Source organism: Olsenella sp. An285 (assembly GCF_002159625.1).
GTDB classification, from domain to species: Bacteria; Actinomycetota; Coriobacteriia; order Coriobacteriales; family Atopobiaceae; genus Thermophilibacter; species Thermophilibacter avicola.
On the sequence record NZ_NFIZ01000014.1, the window covers coordinates 13,711 to 36,539 of the forward strand.

The window sequence follows — 22,829 nt, forward strand, 5'->3', positions numbered from 1 at the left end:
CACCTCCGCGTTGGGGACTTTCCCACAGTGTAGGACATGCGTGTCAGAGACGTGTGGGCCGCGTGGCGGCCGGGCCGTTAGCCGCCGCGCGAATCACGGTCCGTACGGCTCGCGCTATAGTAGAGGTTCGATGCTCCATGACCGAGAACGCCGTCCGAGGGAGGCCCACCATGGCCGATTACAAGTCCGACATCGAGATCGCCCAGGAGGCGAAGATGCTGCCCATCTCCGAGGTCGCCGCGCGCGCCGGCCTCACGGAGGAGATGCTCGAGCCCTACGGGCGCACCAAGGCCAAGGTGGACATCCACTCGCTCGCCGACCGCCCGAGCAAGGGCAAGCTCGTCCTGGTGACCGCCATCAACCCCACGCCCGCGGGCGAGGGCAAGACCACCACGTCCGTGGGCCTCGCCGACGCGATGAACCGTCTCGGCCACCAGACCATGCTCTGCCTGCGCGAGCCCTCGCTCGGCCCCGTGTTTGGCATCAAGGGCGGCGCCGCGGGAGGCGGCTACGCGCAGGTCGTCCCCATGGAGGACATCAACCTGCACTTCACCGGCGACTTCCACGCCATCGGCGCGGCCAACAACCTCTGCGCCGCCATGCTGGACAACCACATCAAGCAGGGCAACGCCCTGGGCATCGACCCCCGCCGCATCGTCTGGAAGCGCTGCGTGGACATGAACGACCGCCAGCTGCGCAACGTGGTGGACGGCCTGGGCGGCGTCGCGGACGGCATGCCGCGCCAGGACGGCTTTGACATCACCGTTGCGTCCGAGGTCATGGCGGTCTTCTGCCTGGCCACGGACCTCGCCGACCTCAAGGCCCGCCTCGCGCGCATGGTGATCGCCTACACCTACGATCGCCAGCCCGTCACCGTCGCGGACATCCACGCCGAGGGCGCCATGACGGCGCTTCTCAAGGACGCCATCAAGCCCAACCTGGTCCAGACCCTCGAGGGCAACCCCGCCTTCGTCCACGGCGGCCCCTTCGCCAACATCGCCCACGGCTGCAACTCCGTCATGGCCACCACCACGGCCATGAAGCTTGCGGACTACGTGGTCACCGAGGCCGGCTTTGGCGCGGACCTCGGCGCGGAGAAGTTCCTCGACATCAAGTGCCGCGCCACGGGCCTCGTCCCCTCCGCGGTGGTGCTCGTGGCCACCGTCCGCGCCCTCAAGTACAACGGCGGCGTGCCCAAGGCCGAGCTCACCACCGAGAACCTCGAGGCCCTCGAGGCCGGTCTTCCCAACCTGCTGCGCCACGTCTCCAACGTGCAGAACGTCTGGGGCCTGCCCGTGGTCGTTGCCATCAACGCCTTCCCCACGGACACCCAGGCGGAGCTCGACCTCGTCGAGCGCCGCGTCCGCGAGCTGGGCGTCAACGTCGCGCTCTCCGAGGTCTGGGCCAAGGGCGGCGAGGGCGGCGTCGCGCTCGCCAACGAGGTCGTGCGCCTCTGCGAGGAGCCGGCAAACTTCACGTACGCCTACGAGCTCGATGGCACGCTCGCCCAGAAGATCGAGGCCATCGCCACGCGCGTCTACCACGCCGACGGCGTTGACTTCACCGCGCCGGCTCGCCGCCAGATGGCCCAGCTCGAGGAGCAGGGCTTCGGCGGCCTGCCCATCTGCATGGCCAAGACCCAGTACTCCTTCACCGACGACCAGAACAAGCTGGGCGCCCCTGAGGGCTTCCGCGTCACGGTGAGGAACCTGCGCGTCTCCGCCGGCGCCGGCTTCGTGGTGGCGCTCACGGGCGACATCATGACCATGCCGGGCCTGCCGAAGGTCCCCGCGGCGGAGAAGATCGACGTCACGCCCGACGGCAAGATCGTCGGCCTGTTCTAGCCCCGAGCGAAAGGGTCCCGTCATGGGAGACAGGTTCACCGAGCTCAGCTGCGAGGAGTTCTCCGATAGGCTCGCCGCGCGCGAGAGCACGCCCGGCGGGGGCGGCGCCGCCGCGCTCGTGGGCGCTCTCGGCACGGCGCTCTGCTCGATGGCGGGCGCCTTCACGCAGGGCAACCCGCGCTGCGCCGAGCACGAGGCCGACGTCGCCGCCCTCATGGAGGAGGCCGAGGACGTCCGCTACCGCCTGCTCGAGCTCGTGGAGGAGGACGCCGACGGCTTTGGCCCCGTGCTCGCCGCGTGGCGCATGCCCAAGGACGATCCCGCGCGCGCCGAGGCCATCGAGAGCGCCGTCGAGGGCGCCTGCATGGCCCCGCTGGCGATGATGGGGGAGTGCTGCCGCGCCATCGTGCTCCTGGAGCAGATGGGTACCATGTGCTCCGGGCAGCTCATCTCGGACGTCGCGTGCGGGGCGCTCCTCGTGCGCGCGGCCCTCGAGTGCGCGAGCGTGAACGTCTACGTCAACACCTCCGCCCTTAAGGATCGCTACGTGGCGGAGCGCATCGAGGGCTCCGTGAGCGAGCTTCTGGACGAGTACGTTCCGCGCGCGGAGCGGCTCGCGCTCTCCGTCACGGACCGCATCGGCGGGAGCGTGAGGCATGGCTGAGCTCCTGAGGGGAGCCCCCGTAGCCAAGGCCATAGTCGAGGACGTCGCCGCGCGTGCGGCGTGCCTCGCGGACGCTGGCGTGACCCCCCGGCTCGCCCTCGTGCGCGTGGGCTCCCGCCCGGACGACCTCGCCTACGAGCGGGGTGCCGAGAAGCGCTGCCTCGCCGCGGGGATTGCCGTGGAGCGCCGCGAGCTGCCCGAGGGCTGCTCGCAGGACGAGCTCGAGGGGACCTTGCGCGGGCTCTGCTCGCGGGGGGACGTTCACGGCGTCCTGCTCTTCCGCCCGCTTCCCGCACATCTCGACGAGGCCGCGTCCTGCGCCGCCATAGCCGCCGAGAAGGACGTGGACGCCGCCACGCCGTCGTCGCTCCTGTCCACGCTCGCCGGGGCGGGCGCGGGCTTCGCCCCCTGCACGGCTGAGGCCGTGATCGCCCTTCTCGACCACTACGGCGTGGAGCTCGACGGCGCCGAGGTCACCGTCGTGGGCCGCTCCCTCGTGATCGGGCGCCCGGTCTCCGCGCTTCTCCTTGCGAGGAACGCCACCGTCACCACCTGTCACACCCACACGCGGGACCTCGCCGCGTGCTGCCGGCGCGCGGACGTCGTCGTGGCGGCGGCGGGCAGCGCCCGCATGCTCGGCGCGGAGTGCGTTCGCGAGGGCCAGGTCGTCGTTGACGTGGGCATAAACTGGGACGAGGCCGAGGGCCGCCTCGTGGGCGACGTCGATCTCGACGCCGTGGCCCCCGTGGTCCTTGCCGCAACGCCGGTGCCCGGGGGCATCGGATCCATAACAACCGCTATCCTGGCCCGACACGTAGTGGAGGCCGCAGAGAGGACCTGCCGATGAAGGTGACCGAGAAGCCATCGTCTTCCTACAGCGGGGCGATGACCCCCGCCTCGATGGAGCTCAAGAACGAGCGCGTCGCGGCGACCAAGGCCAACACGGACGTGGTGAGCGCCCTCGCGCTCTCCGTCATGGCGGGCGCCTTCATCGCGCTGGGCGCCACGTTCATGCTCGTGATCAAGTCCGACGCCTCGCTGCCCTTCGCGGCGACGCAGCTTCTGGGCGGCTTCTCGTTCACGTTGGGGCTCTTCCTCATCCTCGCCGCCGGTGCCGAGCTCTTCACCGGAAACTGCCTCATGGTGATGGGCGCCCTCGCGGGGCGCTTCTCGTGGGGGAGACTCCTCAAGAGCTGGGCGCTCGTGCTCGCGGGCAACCTCGTGGGCGCCGTCCTCGCCGCATGCCTCATGATCGCCGCGGGCGTGGCCACCGCCAACGGCGGCGCCCTCGGCGAGGCCGCGATAGCCGTCGCGGAGGGCAAGGTCGCCCTCGGCTGGGTCACGGCCTTCGCGCGCGCCGTCCTCTGCAACCTGCTCGTGTGCCTCGCCGTGTGGGTCGGCCACGCCGCCGTCTCCGTCACCGACAAGTTCTTTTCGGCGCTTCTCCCCGTCATGGCCTTCATGGCCTGCGGCTTCGAGCACTGCGTGGCCAACATGTTCTTCCTTCCCTACGCGCTCATGCTCCAGGCGACGGGCGTGGCGGGCACGGTGGACGCCGGCGGGGTCCTGAGCAACCTCACCGCGGCCACGCTCGGCAACCTCGTGGGCGGCGTCGTGCTCGTGGGCGTATCCTACTGGTTCGTGTACGGCCGCTCGCGCAAGAGCGGCGAGTAGCGCGCCGCGGAGAGGGGCATGGGTTTGGAGAAGAACGCACAGGGCTTTGGGCCCATAGACAGGCCGCGCGTGGAGGCGGCCGTCCGCGAGCTCCTGCTCGCGATAGGGGAGGACCCCGACCGCGAGGGGCTCCTGGGCACGCCCGACCGCGTGGCCCGCGCCTGCGAGGAGATCCTAGGAGGGACCCAGGAGGACCCTGGCGCGCACCTTCGCAAGCAGTTCCACGAGCCGGGCAACCAGGAGATGGTGATCGTGAAGGACATCCCCTTCTCCTCGCTCTGCGAGCACCACATCCTGCCCTTCACCGGCCGCGCCCACGTCTGCTACATCCCGCGCGACGGTCGCATCACCGGGCTCTCCAAGATCGCGCGCTGCGTCTCGGGCTACGCGCGGCGCCTCCAGGTTCAGGAGCGGCTCACCGGGCAGATCGCCGATGCGATGGTGCGCGAGCTCGACCCCCTGGGCGTGCTCGTGGTGCTGGAGGCCGAGCACACCTGCATGACCATGCGCGGCGTGCGCGCGGCCGGCGCCCTCACCACCACCTCCGCTGTCCGGGGGTGCCTGCGCGACCTCAAGACCCGCCAGGAGGCCCTGAGGCTTCTGGGGCTGTAGGGCCCCTGGGGCGTCGGGCGGGAGGGGTCCGGCGCTCAGACAGCTTGCCGCAAAGGGCGCGGCAAGAACTCGCGGCGGACCCCTCCCGTCCGACGCCTCGCGAGTCGCACGTCCTCGACAACCTTGCGAGGGGACCTTGGGCATGTCCCGCCGCGAGTTCCGCAGCCGCGCCCTTTGCGGCGAGGACTGTCTGAGCGCCGGGGCATGCCCAAGGTCCCCTCGGCGAGGAGCTACGAGGGAGTGGGTATGTATCAGCTGCCGTTCGAGGTGCCGGAGATTTCGTACGAGGAGGCGCTCGGTATCGTGCACGGGGCGCTGCGCTTTGGCATCTGCCCCCTGCTGGAGACCGTCGTCGACATGCTCGCGGAGCTTGGGGACCCGGACCTTGCCTTCGAGAGCCTCCAGGTGGTGGGGACCAACGGGAAGACGTCAACCTCGCGCTACGCCGCGGCGATCCTCTCCGGCGAGGGGCTCCGCACCGCCCTCTACACGTCGCCCGAGCTCGTGAGCTACACCGAGCGCATGGAGGTCGGCGGCTGCCCGGTGTCAGAGGAAGCCTTCGCGCATGGCGTCTCCGCCGCGCGCGTGGCAGGGGAGCGCGTGAACGCGCGCCGCGCCGCCGCGGGCGAGCGGCCCTACGACATCACCGAGTTCGACACGCTCACCGTGGCCGCCATGGTGGTTTTTGCCGAGGCCGGGGTCGACGTGGCCGTGCTCGAGTGCGGCATGGGCGGGCGCTGGGACGCCACCTCCGCCGTGAAGTCCATCCGCACCGTCGCCGTCACGGGCATAGGGCTCGACCACATGCATGTCCTGGGCAACACGCTCGAGGAGATCGCTGGCGAGAAGGCCGCCGTCATCCGGCATGGCCGGCGCTGCGTGCTGGGCGTGGGCACCGCCACGCCGGACTCCGTGGAGGACGTCTTCCTCGACCGCGTCCGTGCGGAGGGCGTGACCCCGGTGCTCCTTCGTCCCGAGCGTCTCGAGGACGCGGCGGGGGAGATGCATCCCGACGTCCCGCGTGAGCACGTCGACCTCCCTCGTGCGAGCTACCTCGTGACCAAGCGCCCGCACCGCCTGGGTGCCCCGCTTGAGCTCACCGTGACCACCCCCCGCGCCACCTACGCTGAGCTCGCCGCCCTCAAGCCCGCCTACCAGGCCGCCAACGTCGCGTGCGCCGTGGCGCTTGTGGAGGAGCACCTCGGCCGAGTGCTCGACGCCGACGCGCTCTTCACCTCCGTCGTCCAGTGCCCCACGCCCGGTCGGTTCCAGCTGCTGCGCCCCGAGCCCCCCGTTCTTATAGACGCCTGCCACAACCCGCAGTCCGTGGCCACCTTCCTCACCGCCGTGGACGCAGTCGTGCCCAGCCGCGAGGAACGCCCGGTCCTTCTCGCCGCGGTGCTTGCGGACAAGGACGTGCGCGGCATCGTGGACCTTCTGGCGGGGGCGTTCCCGCGTGTGGCCGTCACGCAGACGTCGTCCCCGCGCGCGCTTCCTGCCGCGGAGCTCGCTCGAATCTTCCGTGAAGCGCGCGCTGAGGTGACGGAAACGTATCCAACGGTTGAGGCTGCAACGTCGGCATTATGTGGAGAATCGTACGTGGCCTGCGGATCCATCACCCTCGCTGGCGAGCTTGCGGCCCATTTCCTGTAGCTTTTGCTACAATTCTCGCTGTATGCGACGCCGTTACGTGGCACCCACCAGATCAAAGGAGTCCCCGAGATGCAGGAACTGTTCGACCAGCTCATTACCCCCGAGGTCCGCATGGTCCTCTACCTCATGGTCGTGTGCGTCGTCATGCTCTACATCCTCTCCATCGTCTACGTGATCCGCGACGCCCAGCGCCGTGGAGCGGAGCCGTGGTGGATGTGGGCCATCATCTCCGTCATCCCCATCGTTGGCCTGCTCGCCTACGTTATCCTGCGTCCGAGCTCCTACCTCATCGACCGCGAGGAGCAGGACCTCGACATCGCCCTGCGCGAGCACCAGCTCTCCCACTACGGCATCTGCCCCAAGTGCGGCGCCCCCATCGACCGCGACTTCGTGGTCTGCCCCATCTGCAACACCCAGGTGCGCAACGTCTGCCCCACCTGCCACCGCCCGCTCAACGCGGACTGGAAGGTCTGCCCCTACTGCCGCACCCGCATCCAGTAGCGCCCGCGAACTTCAGGTTCTTCTCGGCACGCAGGGCCCCGCTTCGGCGGGGCCATTTTAGTGATGGTTCGAGTCTGGTTGCGCCGCGGTGCGAGAGCGTCTTGGGTGCGCACGGACGAATCTCGCCGCTAAATCGTCCAGCAGGACCCAAGACCCAAACCCCAAACTCCGCGTCCCGTCTGGTCGTGCCCTTCCGCGCAGATGCTGCGAATCTGTTTCCCCGTGCATGGCGCGCGCGCTTTTGTGGTAAACCTTTGTCGTGCAACCAAGACGAAAGGCAGAGATGCGGCGCATCTTCGCACATATCGCTCGAACGCAGACTATCTAGGCGTCTGTCCCTTCCCCGGGCCGGCAGGCCCCGGACAGGCGCCGCATATCGCTCGACGCTGCCCACGGGCGGCGTGCGGGCGTTTTTCATGTTTCGGCGAGCACGACACCCGACAGAGAGGTATTCCCATGAAGGTCCTGTACAACGACGGCCACATCGACGAGTGCCCGGCGGACGAGGTCACCCACGTTGTCCGTCACAGCGCCGCGCACATCATGGCCCAGGCCATCAAGCGCCTCTACCCCGAGGCCGACTTCGCGTACGGTCCCGCCACCGAGAACGGCTTCTACTACGACATCGACCTCCCCGAGGGCCAGAAGATCTCCGAGGAGGACTTCCCGGCCATCGAGGCCGAGATGAAGAAGATCGTGAAGGAGAACCTCAAGTTCACGACCTTCGAGCTTCCCCGCGAGGAGGCCATCGCCCTCATGCAGGAGCGCGGCGAGAAGTACAAGGTCGAGCACATCGGCGACCTTGCCGAGGACGCCCGCATCACCTTCTATCAGCAGGGCGAGTACATCGACATGTGCGTGGGCCCGCACCTCACCTACACCAAGGCCCTCAAGGCCTTCAAGCTCACGGGCGTCTCCGGCGCCTACTGGAAGGGCGACAAGGACAACAAGATGCTCGTCCGCGTGAACGGCACCGCCTTCGCCACCAAGGACGAGCTCGACGAGCACCTGCGCCTGCTCGAGGAGGCCAAGAAGCGCGACCACCGCAGGATCGGCCGCGAGATGGACATCTTCATGATGCGCGACGAGGCCCCCGGCTTCCCGTTCTTCCTGCCCAACGGCATGATCCTCAAGAACGAGCTGCTGAGCTACTGGCGCGAGATCCACCGCGCCGCGGGCTACGTGGAGATTTCCACGCCCATGATCATGAACAAGGAGCTCTGGAAGACCTCCGGTCACTGGGACCACTACAAGGACAACATGTACTCCACTATCATCGACGACGAGGAGTACTGCATCAAGCCGATGAACTGCCCTGGTGGCGTGCTCGTCTATGCCGCCAAGCCGCACAGCTACCGCGAGCTGCCCATCCGCGCCGGCGAGATCGGCCTCGTACACCGTCACGAGATGCGCGGCGCCCTGCACGGCCTCTTCCGCGTGCGCTGCTTCAACCAGGACGACGCCCACCTCTTCGTGCGTCCTGACCAGCTCACCGACGAGATCGTGGGCGTGGTGAACCTCATCGACTCCGTGTACGAGAAGTTCGGCTTCACCTACCACCTCGAGCTCTCCACCCGCCCCGAGGACTCCATGGGCTCGGACGAGGACTGGGAGCGCGCCGAGTCCGCGCTGCGCGTGGCACTTGAGAAGCTGGGCAAGGACTACGTGGTCAACGAGGGCGACGGCGCCTTCTACGGCCCCAAGATCGACTTCCACCTGGAGGACTCGCTCGGCCGCACCTGGCAGTGCGGCACGGTGCAGCTCGACTTCCAGATGCCCATCAACTTCGACCTGGAGTACACGGACGCCGACGGCTCCAAGAAGCGCCCGATCATGCTGCACCGCGTGTGCTTCGGCTCCATCGAGCGCTTCATCGGCATCCTGATCGAGCACTTTGCCGGCAAGTTCCCCACGTGGCTCGCGCCCTGCCAGGTGAAGGTCCTGCCCGTCTCCGAGAAGAGCCGCGACTACGCGCGCGGCGTCACGGAGAAGCTCGAGGCCGCCGGCATCCGCGCCGTTCTCGACGAGCGCGACGAGAAGATCGGCTACAAGATCCGCGAGGCCCGCTCCGTCGACCGCCCGCCCTACATGCTCATCCTGGGCGAGCAGGAGGTCGAGGCCGGCAACGTCTCCGTGCGCGACCGCTCCAACGAGACGCACGCTCGCGACCTCGACGAGTTCATCGCCGACGTTCGCGCGGAGATCGCCGAGCGTCGCTAGGCGAGAAGCGCCGCGGTGGGCGAGAAGAACCTCGACATAGACGCTCTCTCGGCGCTCTCGTCCCAGATGGGACGGGAGCGCTGGCGCGTTGTGTCAGATGCGGCGCAGGTGGTGGCCAACTACCTCGTGTGCCACCCGCGCGCGGAGGCCGTGCGCTATCCGGGCCTCAAGTCCGATCCCGACTTCCCGCGGGCAGCGAACGAGCTCGTCGGAGGTTTTGGTCCGCGCGTGGCCTATCGCGCGGCGGGGGAGTGGCGCCTCTGGGAGGCAGACGATCGTGACGCCCGCGACCAGGTCATGGATCTCGAGGCCCTTCTCGCCTGACGGAGTGCACAAATGGGGACGTGCCTGAAACGTGCAAAATGTTGCACAAATGGGGACGTGCCTGAAACGTGCAAAATGTTGCACGTTTCAGGCACGTCCCCATTTGTGCAATTCAGGTCCTTCTTGCCTGACGGAGCGGGCGGGGCGCGTCAGCGGGCGGTGCGCTCGGGGAGCTCGCCGGAGCGGTAGGCGTCGAGCAGGGCGCGCAGGTCGGCGATCTGCTCTCTGATGTCCGCGCCGGTATCCGTGTCGTCTATCGTGAGCGGGCGCGGCTCCAGCTCGAAGCGGTCGTCGTCGCTCATGATGTCCGCGTTGAGGTCGAGCACGTCCGCGATCGAGCCGAAGGGCCGATGTGCCTTGATGCGCATGCCGCGCGGGTCGGAGATGAGCGTGTAGCCGGCGATGCCGGTGGTCTTGTGGTAGGCCTGGCAGAACCCGCCGTCTATGACCACGAGCCGTCCTCCGGCGCGCACGGGGCTCTCTCCCTCGGAGGCGTGGACCGGCGTGTGGCCGTTGATGATGTGCCCGTGTCGCGGGTCCGCCCCAAACTCCTCCAGGATGCGGCGGCAGACTTCCGGGTTGTCCGTGAGGGCGTAGTAGGGGTCGCGCGGCTCGGCCCAGGTGGAGCGGTCGGTGAAGTACGTGCGCTCGAAGGTCTTGATCACGCGTCCGGAGAGCGGGGAGTAGCGCCCGCACCAGAGGTACCACATCCAGTCGAGCGAGACCTCGTCGCTCTCGTGCCAGGCCCGGCGGGCAAGGCGGTCCGCGTAGTCGTAGTACTCCTTGCCGGCGAGGAGCTGCCCCTGGTGATTCACCGGGTGGAAGGTTCCGTCCTCGTTCATGGGCACGCACGCGTGGAAGAGCACGTCGTCGTTGTGCACGAGGTAGGCGCTGCCGTGCTCGTAGAGGAAGCCGACGTGCGCCTCCAGCTTGTAGGAGCCGCGCACCGCGGCAAGGAGGTTGTCCATCACGCGCAGCTCGTCGTCCGTGAGCGCGTAGGGGTCGGCCGGGTCCAGGGTGGGGAAGTCGGCGGTGACGAGCTGGTAGTCCTTCTCTCCCACGCGCGCGACGCCGCGGGAGGGGTCCACGGTCCCCAGCAGCAGGCGGTCCTCCATGTGCCAGTTGGGGTGCCGTGCTATGGTCTGCCCCTCCAGCTTGAAGAGGATGACCGATATCGCCTTCTCGAGCGGCGTCATCGCGTCGTCCTCGCGGTAGGTTGCCTCGGCAAAGAGCGCGAGCTCCCGAAGCGAGATGCCGTAGGCGCCCTCGAGGATCTTGAGCGAGTCGTAGCGGATGTTGTTGCGGATCACGGCTGCCAGGCACGTGGCCGAGCCCGCCGCGGCGCCCATCCACACGATGTCGTGGTTGCCCCACTGCAGGTCGACGGAGTGGTACTCCATCAGGCGGTCGAGGATCTTGTCCGCGTGCGAGCCGCGGTCGAAGACGTCGCCCACGAGGTGCAGGTGGTCCACCGCGAGGCGCTTGATGAGCGAGGCGAGGGAGACGATGAAGTCGTCGGCAGAGCCCGTGTCCACGATGGTGTCTATGATGCGCTGGTGGTAGCGCCGGCGCTGCTCGCCCTCCCCGGGGGAGGCGTGCAGGAGCTCGTCGATGATGTAGGCGTACTCCTGCGGCATGGCCTTGCGCACCTTGGAGCGGGTGTAGGAGTCCGAGAGGTAGCGCGCCAGGCGCACGAGGCGCATGAGGGTGATGGCGTACCACTCCTCCGTGACCGTTCCGGATGACTTGAGGCGACGGAGCTTCCTGTGCGGGTAGTAGATGAGGGTGCAGAGGTCCGCCTGCTCGTCGTGGGTGAGCTCAAAGCGGAAGGTGGCCGCCACGCGCTCGCGGATGACGCCCGAGCAGTTGTTGAGGATGTGCTTGAAGGCATCGTACTCGCCGTGGACGTCGGAGACGAAGTGCTCCGTCCCCTTGGGCAGGTTGAGGATGGCCTCCAGGTTGATGACCTCCGAGAACGCCGAGCGCGCGGTGGGGAACTTCTCCGAGAGGAGCTCCAGGTACTTGCGGTCGGGCGTGGGATACTGGGAGGACCCGGGCTTCTCGGGCATGGCGCTGTCCCTTCTCTGCGGTCGTCTGCCCCCCGTGTGAGGCAATGGAATCGATATCGCGCACGTGGGCACGGCGAGAAGAACACGTTTGTAACGCGGGTCCTGCCAGAGCCGCGCGTGGCTGCGCCGGCGGGCCCTAGAGCACCTCGACCTCGGCCTCCTCGCAGTACTTCTTGAAGTGCTCGGTGAGGTTGCCGTCCGAGACCACGTAGTCCACGTCGGCCAGGTCGCAGATCTTGAAGGTGCTGCGGCGGCCCAGCTTGGTGGAGTCCATGAGGACGGCAGTGCGCTCGGCGTGGGCGATGAGCGCGCGCTTGAGCGCCGCCTCGTCGTCCGAGCCGCAGGCGAAGCCCGTGGAGCTCTGGAAGGCGGTCACGCCCAGGAACAGCAGGTCCACGTTGAGCGCGCTCACGTCCTCCACGGTCTTGGAGCCGTTGAGGCTCATGCTGTAGCGGTTGAGGTTGCCGCCCACCATGATGCAGCGCGCCCTCTCGAGCCGCGCGAGCTCGGCCGCGCAGGTGAGGCTGTTGGTGAAGACGATGAGGCGGTCGTCCGGCAGCGCGTGGGCGAGCGCGGTGGTGGTGGAGCCGGAGTCCAGGAAGATCGTGCTGTCCGGGCGCACGAGCCCCAGGGCCTTCTGCGCGATGGCGGCCTTGGCCTCGACGTTCCTGGTGGTGCGGTTGAGCAGGAGGTCGTCCGTCCCCACCACGAACTCCACCGAGCGGGCGCCGCCGTGCGTCCGCACGATGCGCCGGGACTCGTCGAGCGACTTGAGGTCGGTCCTCAGCGTCATCTCGGAGACGTCGGGGAACTCCTTCTTGAGCTGGGCGAAGGTGACCGACCCCTGTGCGTTGACGAACTGTACCAGGCGCTCGCGGCGCTCCCGCATGCTGCTGCCCATCTGGCTCCTCCCTACGGCCTCCTCACATCATACTCAATCCCGCGGGCGCCACGCCGCGCCGAGACCCGCGGGAGCGCCGCTCCCCGCCCGGATGACGCGGGGAGCGGCGCAGGAGGAAGCGGGGAGGGGCCTACTCCTCGACCCAGTTCTCGAGCAGGTAGCGCTCGGCCTCGGGGCACCAGAGGCCCTTGTTGGCCTCGACGATGTCAGCAAGGCCGGCGTAGCGCTCGTCCTCGGCAGCGCGGGAGCGCAGGTCCTCGAGAGCGGTGAGCGGCATGCTCACGTGCGTGTAGATGAGCTTCTTGCCGCCCGGGATCTTGGGCAGGGCGAGCGTGGTCTCTGCCGCGGCGTCCAGGCCGCCCACGTGCGTCACCATGACGGCGGGGTCGATGCGCCCGGCGGCGGTGAGCTCGAGGGACTCGATCTCGTCGTCCGTGTTGCCGCCCGTGGTGCCCATCACGTGGTGGGAGCCGTAGTGGACCTCGTAGAAGTTCATCTCGGCCTTGAAGTTCTTGTCGGTGGGTCCGGCGAAGAAGTTGAGGCAGCCGTCGCGTCCGAGGATGGCGTCGGAGAGCGTCACCACGGGGGCCACGGGGGCATAGCAGAGCACGTCGTCAAAGCCGGTGCCGCCGGAGACCTCGCGCAGGGCGGCCACGGGGTCGTCGAAGTCACCGTTGTTGACGAACACGAGGTCGATGCCCGTCTCGGCCTTGACCTCCTCGGGCGGGAAGAGCTCGGCCGCGCGGTCCAGGCGGTCCTGGTTGATGTCCGCCACCATGACGAGGCTCGGGCGACGGTCGCAGTGCAGGGCGTAGGTGAGCGCCCCCAGGCCCATGGGGCCGGCGCCGGCAACGATGGCGAGCTTGCCGCCCTCGCGGATGCCCATCTCGTGGGTGTAGACGCCCATCTGCGTGTGGTACGCGGCGTGGAAGGCGCCGATCGAGCAGCTCATGGGCTCGGCGAGCGAGGCCTGGTAGTACGCCTCGCCCGTGTACTCGAGCAGGCAGTCGCACTCCATGACCTCGGCGGGCAGGATGCAGTAGGTGGCGTCGCCGCCGCAGAACTCGTAGGAGTAGCCCGGGCTCCACATGGTTCCCTTGTAGTTGAGGGCGGGCTGAATCGTGAACTTCATGCCGGGCTTGAAGCGGTCCGCCCACTTGGCGCCCACCTCCACGATGTCGCCGGCGAACTCGTGCCCCATGATCGCCGGGTGCTCGGCCACGTCCTCGTGCACGCGCTTGTGCTCGACGCCCAGGGTGGCGCACTTGTAGGTGGACATGCAGATGCTGTCGGAGACCACCTTGACCAGGACCTCGTCGTCCTTGATCTGCGGGAGCTCGAACTCGTCCAGACGCAGGTCGTTTGCCGCGTGGAGACGCACTGCCTTAGCCTTCATGTTCTTTCCTTTCCTCGGTTGACAGTTTGCTCAGGTCAAACTGTCAAGTTGACGGGTTGCTCGGATTGCGGGTCGGTGCCGCTAGAGGGCCTCGATGGTCACCTTGTCCATCAGGGAGTCCACGAGCGAGCGCTCGGCCGCCTGCGTGCCGGACTGCATGACGTTGGCCGCGCCCGTGGCCATGGCCAGGCGCGTGGCGTCCCCGAGGGACATGCCCCGCTCCTCGGCAAACGCGAGCGCCGCCACCACGGAGTCGCCGGCGCCCACGGTGGAGCCCACCTCCACCTTGGGGGAGCGGGCGCGGAGCGCCTGGTCCCCGTCCACCACGACGGCGCCCGCACCGCCCATGGAGACGACCACGCGCCCCACCCCCCGCGAGACGAGGGCGCGTGCCTCGGCCACGACGTCCGCCTCGCCCGCGAGCCCCCTGCCGCAGAGGCGCGAGAGCTCCGCGTCGTTGGGCTTCACCAGGTACGGGCTCGCGTCAAGGCCGCGGGTGAGGGCGTCGCCGTCCGCGTCGAGGAAGACCTTCGCGCCCGCGGCGGAGCAGGACCTCGCCCATGCCGCGTAGGTGGCCACGGGAGCGCCCTTGGGGAGGCTCCCGGAGAGGACGACGATGTCACCCTCGACGAGCTTCTCGGCCAGCTCTTCGCGCATGGCGTCGAGCTGAGCGATCGACGCCAGCGGCCCGGGCTCGTTGATGTCCGTGTGCGTGTCGAGCTCCGGGTCGACGACCTTGAGGTTGGTGCGCGTCTCGCCGGCCGCCTCGAACGCCCAGACGTCGATGCCCTGGGCCTCGAGCATGCCCGCGATCTTCTCGCCCACCGAGCCGCCCAGAAGGGCGACGGCGCGACTCTTCCCGCCGAGCTTGGAGATCACCTTGGAGACGTTGATGCCCTTGCCGCCCGGGTCCTCGCGGACGTCAGAGATGCGGTTCACCTCGTCAAGCGTGAAGCGGTCGACGCGCGCCGTCTTGTCGAGCGCGGGGTTGAGCGTGACGGTGTAGATCATGGCCCTCTCCTTTCCCTCTGTTGTTGGTTTGCAAGTGAAGGTGTCGAAACAAAAGTCAATTGTCATCATAACGACAGTCATCTACCTGTCAATCCAAAAGTCAAAATTGCGGGAAGAACACCGTTTAGCGACTAAAATCGACCGTTTACCACGAAATTTGGTCTTCTGTATGGACTATCGAAACAAAAGTCTAGAATCAATGTCGTTGAAACAAAAGTCATGGGGAAACCCGCTCTGTTCAACGCGTCGGCCCGTTGCGACGGGCCTCAAGAAAGGAGGGACCGATGTCGGTACGCGAGGGTCTCTCTAGGTTCGGCAAGTTTCTCAGCGGCATGGTCATGCCAAACATCGGAGCGTTCATCGCCTGGGGCTTCCTCACCGCGCTCTTCATAGAGACGGGGTGGCTCCCCAACGAGCAGTTCGCGAGCATCGCGACCCCTATGCTCAGCTACCTCATCCCGGTGCTCATCGCCGCGCAGGGCGGCTACCTCACCGGAGGGGACCGCGGCCGCATCGTGGGCGCCATCGCGGTCATCGGCTGCATCGCCGGCGCGCCCGACACCACGATGCTCATGGGCGCCATGGTGATGGGCCCCTTCGCCGGTTGGGTCATCAAGACGTTCGACCGCCTCATGGAGGGGAGGACGCCGGCCGGCTTCGAGATGCTGATCGACAACTTCTCCGTTGGCATCATCGGCATGCTGCTCTCGATGCTCGGCTACATCGCCGTCGGCCCCATCATGACCACGATCCTGGCCGTGCTCATGGGCGGCGTTCAGATTCTCATGCAGTACGGGCTCATGCCGCTTCTGGCCATCTTCATCGAGCCCGCCAAGGTGCTCTTCCTCAACAACGCCATCAACCACGGCATCTTCACGCCCATCGGCATCGCGCAGGCCGAGGCCACGGGCCGCTCCATCATGTACATGCTCGAGGCCAACCCCGGCCCCGGTCTTGGCGTGCTCCTGGCGTACTGCTTCTTCTGCAGGGACAAGAAGACCCGCCAGTCCGCGCCCGGCGCCGTGATCATCCACTTCCTGGGCGGCATCCACGAGATCTACTTCCCCTACGTGCTCATGAACCCCAAGGTCATCATCGCTCCCATCGTGGGCAACATGTGTGCCATCGCGTGGTTCAGCTTCACGGGCGCGGGCCTCACCTCCGCCGCGTCCCCGGGCTCGATCATCGCCTTCCTCTCCATGACGCCCTCCGACCTCATGGTCACCAACATCATCGGCGTGGCCATCGCCGCCGGCGTCTCCTTCGCCATTGCGGTGCCGCTCGTGCGCACCATGGCCGTGGCCGACATCGACCAGGCGAGCCAGCAGATGCGCGAGATGAAGGGCACGGCGGAGGCGGCCGTCATCTCCGACACCCAGGGCGGCAAGATCGTCTTTGCCTGCGACGCCGGCATGGGCTCCTCCGCGATGGGCGCCACCCGCTTCCGCAACCGCGTCAAGGCCGAGCGCCCGGACCTCACCGTGGAGCACTCCAGCGTGGACACCGTCCCGGCGGACGCGAGCATCGTCGTGTGCCAGCGCGTGCTCTCCGAGCGCGCCCGCAAGAGCGCCCCGCAGGCCCAGATCGTGACCATCGACAACTTCCTGGACGACCCCGGCCTCGACGCGCTCTACAAGGCCCTCACGCAGATCTCGCACGCCTCCGAGCTCATGGAGACCGTGCCCGCCCCGGCGCCCGCGCAGGAGGCCGAGAAGGACGACCGCCCGAGCCTCGCCATCACCGCGGCAGACGTCCAGCTGGGGCTCTCCCCGGTCGACCGCGAGCGCTGCATCCGCGACTCCGGCGCCCTTCTCGTCGCTCGCGGCTGCGTGGCCGAGCCCTACGTGGACGCCATGGTCGAGCGCGACCGCCTCACGAGCGTCTACATAGGCATGGGGATCGCCATCCCGCACGGCACCAACGAGGCCAAGGACGCCGTCCAGAAGACCGGCGTGGTGCTGCAGCAGTACCCCGAGGGCGTCTCCTGGGGAGACGAGCGCGCGCAGCTGGTCTTTGGCATCGCCGGCAAGGGGGAGGAGCACCTCGAGGTGCTCGCCAACATCTGCAGGATCCTCGAGGACGAGGCCGTCCTCGAGAAGATGAAGACGACCGACGACGTCGACTGGGTCGTGAGCGTCCTCTCCGGCCGGTCGAGCGGGGCCCAGTAGGGGATGGCCCTCTGTTTGGCAATGTTCCGCCAAACAGGTGCTATACTCCAATAGATATCTCTGCGGATATCTCCGTGTGGCCGAACCAAAGAGTGCTTCACCTTGTCCTTTGTACGACCCTGCCGGCGCGCCCCGTCGGCAGGGTCCGAGAAATAGGAGGAACGCATGGCAGACAACGTTACGACCACTATTGACAGCGTCGAGGCGCTGCAAGCACGCATCAAGGAGATGCGCGCCGCGCAGGCCGAGTTCGCTAAGTTCACCCAGGAGCAGGTGGACAAGATCTTCTACGAGGCGGCCATGGCCGCCAACAAGGCCCGCATCCCGCTGGCCAAGATGGCCGTCGAGGAGACCGGCTACGGCATCGTGGAGGACAAGGTCATCAAGAACCACTATGCCTCCGAGTACATCTACAACAAGTACAAGGACATGAAGACCTGCGACGTCATCTCCGACGACAAGGCCTTCGGCTACAAGCAGATCGCCGAGCCCATCGGCCTGGTTGCCGCCGTCATCCCGACGACCAACCCCACCTCCACCGCCATCTTCAAGACCCTCATCTGCCTCAAGACGCGCAACGCCATCCTCATCTCCCCGCACCCGCGCGCCAAGGAGTGCACCGCCGAGGCCGCCCGCATCGTGCGCGACGCCGCCATCAAGGCCGGCGCCCCCGAGGGCATCATCGACTGGATCGACGTCCCGTCCCTCGACATGACTGCCGAGCTCATGCGCTCCGCGGACATCATCCTGGCCACCGGCGGCCCGGGCATGGTCAGCGCCGCCTACTCCTCCGGCAAGCCGGCCCTGGGCGTCGGCCCGGGCAACAACCCGGCCATCATCGACGACACCGCCGACGTCGAGCTCTCCGTGAACTCCATCATCCACTCCAAGACCTTCGACAACGGCATGATCTGCGCCACCGAGCAGAACGTGATCGTCCTTGACGGCATCTACGACAAGGTCAAGGCCGAGTTCCAGAAGCGCGGCTGCTACTTCCTCCAGGGCGACGAGATCGCCAAGGTGGGCAACACCGTCATTGTCAACGGCGGCGTCAACGCCAAGATGGTCGGCCAGCCGGCCCCCAAGATCGCCGCGACCGCCGGCGTCACCGTGCCGGAGAGCACCAAGGTCCTCATCGGCGAGGTCGAGTCCGTCGAGCCCTCCGAGCCCTGGGCCCACGAGAAGCTGACCACCATCCTCGGCATGTACCGCGCCTCCGACTGGGAGGACGCCCTCTCCAAGGCCGAGCGCCTCATCGCTGACGGCGGCTACGGTCACACGAGCTCGCTCTTCATCGACACGCGCGAGACCGAGAAGATGGCCGAGCACGCCAAGCGCATGAAGACCTGCCGTATCCTCATCAACACCCCGGCTGCCCAGGGCGGCATCGGCGACATCTACAACTTCAAGATGGCCCCGTCCCTCACCCTCGGCTGCGGCTCCTGGGGCGGCAACTCCGTCTCCGGCAACGTCGGCCCCCAGCACCTGCTCAACATCAAGTCCGTCGCAGAGAGGCGTGAGAACATGCTGTGGTTCCGAGTTCCCGAGAAGGTCTTCTTCAAGAAGGGCTGCATGCCCGTCGCGCTCCGCGAGCTCTCCGAGGTCTACGGCAAGAAGCGCGCCTTCATCGTCACCGACTCCTTCCTCTACAAGAGCGGCTTCACCAAGAAGATCGAGGCCTCCCTTGACGAGCAGGGCATCGTCTACTCCAGCTTCTGGTCCATCTCGCCCGACCCCAAGCTCCAGGACTGCGAGCGCGGCCTCGAGCAGGTCAAGGCCTTCGAGCCCGACTGCATCATCGCCATCGGCGGCGGCTCTGCCATGGACGCCGGCAAGATCATGTGGATGATGTACGAGCACCCCGAGGCCAAGTTCGAGGACATGGCCATGGACTTCATGGACATCCGCAAGCGCATCTACACCTTCCCCGAGATGGGTCAGAAGGCCTTCTTCGTGGCCATCCCCACCTCCTCCGGCACCGGCTCCGAGGTCACGCCGTTCTCCATCATCACCGATGCCAACACCGGCACCAAGTGGCCCATCGCCGACTACCAGCTCCTGCCCAACATGGCCATCGTCGACACCGACAACATGATGACCCAGCCCAAGGGCCTGACCGCCGCCTCCGGCGTCGACGTGCTCACGCACGCCCTCGAGGCCTACGTCTCCATCATGGCGTCCGACTACACCGACGGCCTCGCCCTCCGCGCGATGAAGCTCGTCCTCAACTACCTCGAGCGTGCGTACGACGACGGCACCGACGTCGAGGCCCGCGACCACATGGCCAACGCGTCCTGCCTTGCCGGCATGGCCTTCGCCAACGCCTTCCTCGGCGTCAACCACTCCATGGCCCACAAGCTCGGTGCCTACCACCACATCGCGCACGGCCTGGCCAACGCCGTCATCCTCACCCGCGTCATGCGCTACAACGCGGCCGAGCGTCCCGTCAAGATGGGCACCTTCCCGCAGTACGACCACCCCAAGACCCTCGCCCGCTACGCCGAGGCCGGCCGCTTCTGCGGCATCCAGGGCAAGGACGACCGCGAGGTCTTCGAGAACTTCGTGAAGCGCATCGAGGAGCTCAAGGCTCACGTGGGCGTGCCCGAGACCATCGCCGGCTTCGGCGTCACCGAGGAGGACTTCTTCGCCACGCTCGACGAGATGTCCGAGAACGCGTTTAACGACCAGTGCACCGGCGCCAACCCGCGCTACCCGCTCATCTCCGAGATCAAGGAGCTCTACCTCGACGCCTTCTACGGCCGCGAGCCCAGCTCCTACGAGGACTAGTCCCAGCCGGTTCTTCTCGTTGCCCAGAAGGAGGCAGCAATGGAACTTTCTGACAGCAAGCAGGTCATCGTCGAGCGCCACAACAAGGCCGTCTACGTCGATGGCGACCGCATCGTCAAGGTGTTCAAGGCCCAGAAGCCGGCCTCTGACATCTTCAACGAGGCCCTGAACATCGCCCGCGTCATCGAGGCCGGCGTCCGCGTCCCCAAGGTCCTCGAGGTCTCCCAGGTCGCCGACGGCTCCTGGGCCCTTGCCACCGAGTACGTCCCGGGCGTCACCATGCGCTCCCTCATGGACGCCGCCGAGGGCACGGACGAGTACGACAAGCTCCTCGGGCAGTTCGTGGACTTCCAGCTGGAGATCCAGAACACCCCGGCCTCTGACCTCATGAAGGACCAGAAGACCAAGATCGCCGGCATGGTGGGCAAGGTCAAGGAGCTCGACCCCTCCGTCCGCTACGACCTCCAGATGCGCGCCGATCGCATGGCCCCCGGCCGTGCCATCTGCCACTGCGACTTCAACCCCTCCAACGTCATCGTTGGCGAGGACGGCACGCTCTACGCCTGCGACTGGACCCACGTCACCCGCGGCCTCCCCGAGGCCGACGCCGCGATGACCTACATCCTCTTCAAGATGTATCACCCCGGCCACGCCGAGAAGTACCTCGACGTCTTCTCCAAGAAGGCCGACATCGCCAAGCAGAAGGTGCACTACTGGGTGCCCGTCATGGCCGCCGCCGAGCTCTCCCGCGGCCGCAAGGACGCCGAGGAGTTCCTCCGCAGCCAGGTCGACGCCGCGCTCGACATCGACTAGCGCCCCTCGCCCCTGAGCGACCCCAAGGGCCCGTCAGCTCCAGCTGGCGGGCCCTTCTCGTGTGCGTGCTTCTTCGCCCGGCATGAGATAAGCTGGTGGGGAGAAGAACGAGGAGAAGTGGAGTCTCATGCGCAACAGGCGTCTCGTGCTCGTTGGAATTGCCGCTGCCGCCGTGGTGGCTGTCGCCCTTGGCGTGGCCTTCGCCCTCGGCGCGTTTCGCTCCGACGCCGAGCGGGCGCGCGACGCCGTCACGGCGCTCATGGAGTCCTACGTGGTGCCCGTGCCCGACGAGGAGGGCAACGAGCCCGACGACGCCGCCTGGCCCGCGGAGGACTATGGCGACGCGGCCACGATGGAGAAGCTCGGTACCTACGGCGTTGACGCGGACGAGTGGCACCGCCACTGCCTCAAGAACCTCTCCTACGAGGTGGGGGAGGCCACGGTGGAGGGCGATGCGGCAACCGTGAGCGTCAGCGTGACCAACGCGAGCCTCTCCGCGGCCGCCGAGGCCGCCGGCGCCGAGTTCTCGACCTTCTCCTCAACCCAGGAGGCGGAGGACGTCTACGCTCAGGGCGGCAAGGCCGCGCTCTTCGACAACCTCGTCCAGCGCGTCTACGCGCATCTGGATGCCAACGAGAGCCCGGTCACCATGACCGTCGACGTGGCGTGCGCAAAGGGCGAGGACGGCGCCTGGACCCCGCAGGTGAGCGGCAACGAGGCGTTCTTCTCGGCCCTGTACGGCGGTTCAAACGTGGTCGCGGGCCTCGCGCCGGCCGCCTAGGGCTCGGCGTACGATCCCATGGGAGGAGTCATGAGCTGCGAGCTTTCTGCCATCGTCGCCGTCTGCGACGACTGGGGGATAGGGCTGGACGGCGGGATGGTCGTCCGCAACCGCGAGGACATGAGGCACTTTGTCTCGTGCACGACGGGACATCCCGTCATCATGGGGCGTCGCACGCTCGAGAGCTTCCCCGGCGGCCGTCCCCTCAAGAACCGTCGCAACATCGTGCTCACGCGCGATTCCGGGTTCTCCCGCGAGGGAGTGGAGGTCGCGCACACGGTCGAGGAGGCGCTCCGTGCCGTGGAGGGGGAGGACGAGGCCTGGGTCATCGGCGGGGGAGAGGTCTACCGGCAGCTCCTGCCCCTGTGCTCGAGGGCGGTCGTCACCAGGAACCGCTGCGTTCGCAGGGCGGACGCCTACTTCCTCGACCTCGACGCGAGCCCGGACTGGAGGGTCTCGGGCATTCGCGAGGGGGGCGTGACCGAGGAGGGCGTCCCCTTTGACTTCGTGACGTACGAGAACGCGGGTCTGCTGGCGGGTGGCGTCTAGCGGCGCTAGATGGCGATGGGGATGTCCCTCACCTGGGGCCCGTGCTCGTAGCCCTCCACGATGAGGTCGCTCGTGGTGAAGGCGTAGAAGTCGGTCACGTCGGGGTTGAGGCTCACGCGCGGGGCCGGGTAGGTGGGGCGCGAGATGAGCTCGCGCACCACGTCGACGTGGCGGTCGTAGATGTGGGCGTCGGCGATCATGTGGACGAGCTCGCCCGCAATCATGCCGGATACCTGGGCCACCATCATGAGCAGGATGGCGTACTGGCAGACGTTCCAGTTGTTTGCCGCGAGCACGTCCTGGCTGCGCTGGACGAGCACCATGTTGAGGGTGGGGCGGTCGTCACCGGGCTCCTGCGTCACGTTGTAGATGGCGTTGTAGGCGCAGGGGTAGAGGTTCATCTCGGAGAGGTCCGCGAAGGTGTAGAGGTTGGTCATGATGCGGCGCGAGTAGGGGTTCTCGCGCAGGTCCTTGAGCACGCGGTCCATCTGGTCGAAGTCGCCGTCGGGGTAGTGGGTCTTGACGCCCACCTGGTAGCCGTACGCCTTGCCGATCGAGCCCGTCTCGTCAGCCCACTCGTCCCAGATGTGGGAGTTGAGGTCGTGGATGTTGTTCGACTTCCTCTGGTAGATCCAGAGGACCTCGTCCATGGCGGACTTGAGCGCGGTGCGGCGCAGCGTGAGGGCGGGGAACTCCTCGCGCAGGTCGTAGCGGTTGCACACGCCAAACCGCTTGATCGTGTACGCGGGCGTGCCGTCCTCCCAGTGGGGGCGCACGCGCTGGCCCTCGGTGGTGGTCCCGTGCTCGATGATGTCCGAGCACATGGAGATGAAGATGTCGTCTGCTCTGCTCAACGTCTGCC

General features: G+C 67.4%; 19 protein-coding genes. 14 read left to right on the forward strand and 5 right to left on the reverse strand.

Annotated features, from left to right (window positions below; all coding sequences use genetic code 11):
* Positions 1-170 precede the first annotated feature (170 nt).
* The 9 genes from B5F79_RS09010 (at position 171) to B5F79_RS09050 (ending at position 9,492) form a co-directional block, all read left to right on the forward strand.
* Positions 171-1,844 (forward strand): formate--tetrahydrofolate ligase, encoded by a 1,674-nt coding sequence (locus B5F79_RS09010; RefSeq protein WP_087220509.1) that lies wholly within the window; start codon positions 171-173, stop codon positions 1,842-1,844.
* A 22-nt stretch (positions 1,845-1,866) separates the two neighbouring features.
* A complete protein-coding gene (locus B5F79_RS09015; RefSeq protein ID WP_087220512.1) occupies positions 1,867-2,508 on the forward strand; it encodes a cyclodeaminase/cyclohydrolase family protein in 642 nt (213 codons plus the stop codon).
* On the forward strand, positions 2,501-3,355 hold the full coding sequence (locus tag B5F79_RS09020; protein WP_087220515.1) for a bifunctional 5,10-methylenetetrahydrofolate dehydrogenase/5,10-methenyltetrahydrofolate cyclohydrolase: 855 nt from the start codon (positions 2,501-2,503) through the stop codon (positions 3,353-3,355). The genes B5F79_RS09015 and B5F79_RS09020 overlap by 8 nt, the downstream gene beginning before the upstream one ends.
* Entirely contained in the window at positions 3,352-4,182 is an 831-nt protein-coding gene (locus B5F79_RS09025; protein WP_087220518.1) for a formate/nitrite transporter family protein, read from the forward strand. The genes B5F79_RS09020 and B5F79_RS09025 overlap by 4 nt, the downstream gene beginning before the upstream one ends.
* Positions 4,183-4,200: 18 nt before the next feature.
* Positions 4,201-4,794 carry a GTP cyclohydrolase I FolE gene (gene folE / locus B5F79_RS09030; protein WP_087220521.1) on the forward strand — a complete coding sequence of 198 codons (594 nt, stop codon included), beginning with the start codon at positions 4,201-4,203 and terminating at the stop codon, positions 4,792-4,794.
* A 246-nt stretch (positions 4,795-5,040) separates the two neighbouring features.
* The gene (locus B5F79_RS09035; protein ID WP_087220523.1) at positions 5,041-6,447 is read left to right on the forward strand and encodes a bifunctional folylpolyglutamate synthase/dihydrofolate synthase; all 1,407 of its coding nucleotides are present in this window, start codon (positions 5,041-5,043) and stop codon (positions 6,445-6,447) included.
* Between the two features lie 69 nt (positions 6,448-6,516).
* Positions 6,517-6,948, forward strand: a complete 432-nt coding sequence (locus B5F79_RS09040; RefSeq protein WP_075280274.1) for a zinc ribbon domain-containing protein — start codon at positions 6,517-6,519, stop codon at positions 6,946-6,948.
* A gap of 456 nt (positions 6,949-7,404) precedes the next feature.
* Complete coding sequence (gene thrS / locus B5F79_RS09045) at positions 7,405-9,168, forward strand: threonine--tRNA ligase (RefSeq protein ID WP_087220526.1); 1,764 nt, start codon at positions 7,405-7,407, stop codon at positions 9,166-9,168.
* Between the two features lie 15 nt (positions 9,169-9,183).
* Positions 9,184-9,492, forward strand: coding sequence for a PLP-dependent transferase (locus tag B5F79_RS09050; RefSeq protein ID WP_087220529.1), 309 nt, complete (start codon positions 9,184-9,186; stop codon positions 9,490-9,492).
* Positions 9,493-9,641: 149 nt separating this feature from the next.
* Here the strand turns inward: B5F79_RS09050 and B5F79_RS09055 are convergent, their stop codons facing one another.
* From B5F79_RS09055 to pfkB, 4 genes are all read right to left on the reverse strand, one after another.
* The gene (locus B5F79_RS09055; RefSeq protein ID WP_087220532.1) at positions 9,642-11,561 is read right to left on the reverse strand and encodes a fructose-1,6-bisphosphatase; all 1,920 of its coding nucleotides are present in this window, start codon (positions 11,559-11,561) and stop codon (positions 9,642-9,644) included.
* Positions 11,562-11,697: 136 nt separating this feature from the next.
* On the reverse strand, positions 11,698-12,462 hold the full coding sequence (locus B5F79_RS09060) for a DeoR/GlpR family DNA-binding transcription regulator (RefSeq protein WP_206391105.1): 765 nt from the start codon (positions 12,460-12,462) through the stop codon (positions 11,698-11,700).
* Positions 12,463-12,592: 130 nt separating this feature from the next.
* Entirely contained in the window at positions 12,593-13,858 is a 1,266-nt protein-coding gene (locus tag B5F79_RS09065; protein ID WP_087220535.1) for a zinc-binding dehydrogenase, read from the reverse strand.
* Between the two features lie 81 nt (positions 13,859-13,939).
* Positions 13,940-14,869, reverse strand: a complete 930-nt coding sequence (gene pfkB / locus B5F79_RS09070; RefSeq protein ID WP_087220538.1) for a 1-phosphofructokinase — start codon at positions 14,867-14,869, stop codon at positions 13,940-13,942.
* A 284-nt stretch (positions 14,870-15,153) separates the two neighbouring features.
* On the opposite strand from pfkB, the gene B5F79_RS09075 reads away from it, so the two are divergent.
* From B5F79_RS09075 to B5F79_RS09095, 5 genes are all read left to right on the forward strand, one after another.
* The gene (locus tag B5F79_RS09075; protein WP_087220541.1) at positions 15,154-17,037 is read left to right on the forward strand and encodes a PTS mannitol transporter subunit IICBA; all 1,884 of its coding nucleotides are present in this window, start codon (positions 15,154-15,156) and stop codon (positions 17,035-17,037) included.
* 165 nt (positions 17,038-17,202) lie between these two features.
* Positions 17,203-19,824 carry a bifunctional acetaldehyde-CoA/alcohol dehydrogenase gene (gene adhE / locus B5F79_RS09080; RefSeq protein ID WP_087220544.1) on the forward strand — a complete coding sequence of 874 codons (2,622 nt, stop codon included), beginning with the start codon at positions 17,203-17,205 and terminating at the stop codon, positions 19,822-19,824.
* A gap of 39 nt (positions 19,825-19,863) precedes the next feature.
* A complete protein-coding gene (locus B5F79_RS09085; protein WP_087220547.1) occupies positions 19,864-20,637 on the forward strand; it encodes an aminoglycoside phosphotransferase family protein in 774 nt (257 codons plus the stop codon).
* Positions 20,638-20,764: 127 nt separating this feature from the next.
* Positions 20,765-21,418, forward strand: coding sequence for a hypothetical protein (locus B5F79_RS09090; RefSeq protein WP_087220550.1), 654 nt, complete (start codon positions 20,765-20,767; stop codon positions 21,416-21,418).
* A 30-nt stretch (positions 21,419-21,448) separates the two neighbouring features.
* Complete coding sequence (locus tag B5F79_RS09095) at positions 21,449-21,967, forward strand: dihydrofolate reductase (protein WP_087220552.1); 519 nt, start codon at positions 21,449-21,451, stop codon at positions 21,965-21,967.
* A gap of 5 nt (positions 21,968-21,972) precedes the next feature.
* On the opposite strand, the gene thyA is transcribed toward B5F79_RS09095, so the two are convergent.
* On the reverse strand, positions 21,973-22,821 hold the full coding sequence (thyA, locus tag B5F79_RS09100; RefSeq protein WP_087220555.1) for a thymidylate synthase: 849 nt from the start codon (positions 22,819-22,821) through the stop codon (positions 21,973-21,975).
* Positions 22,822-22,829: the final 8 nt, after the last annotated feature.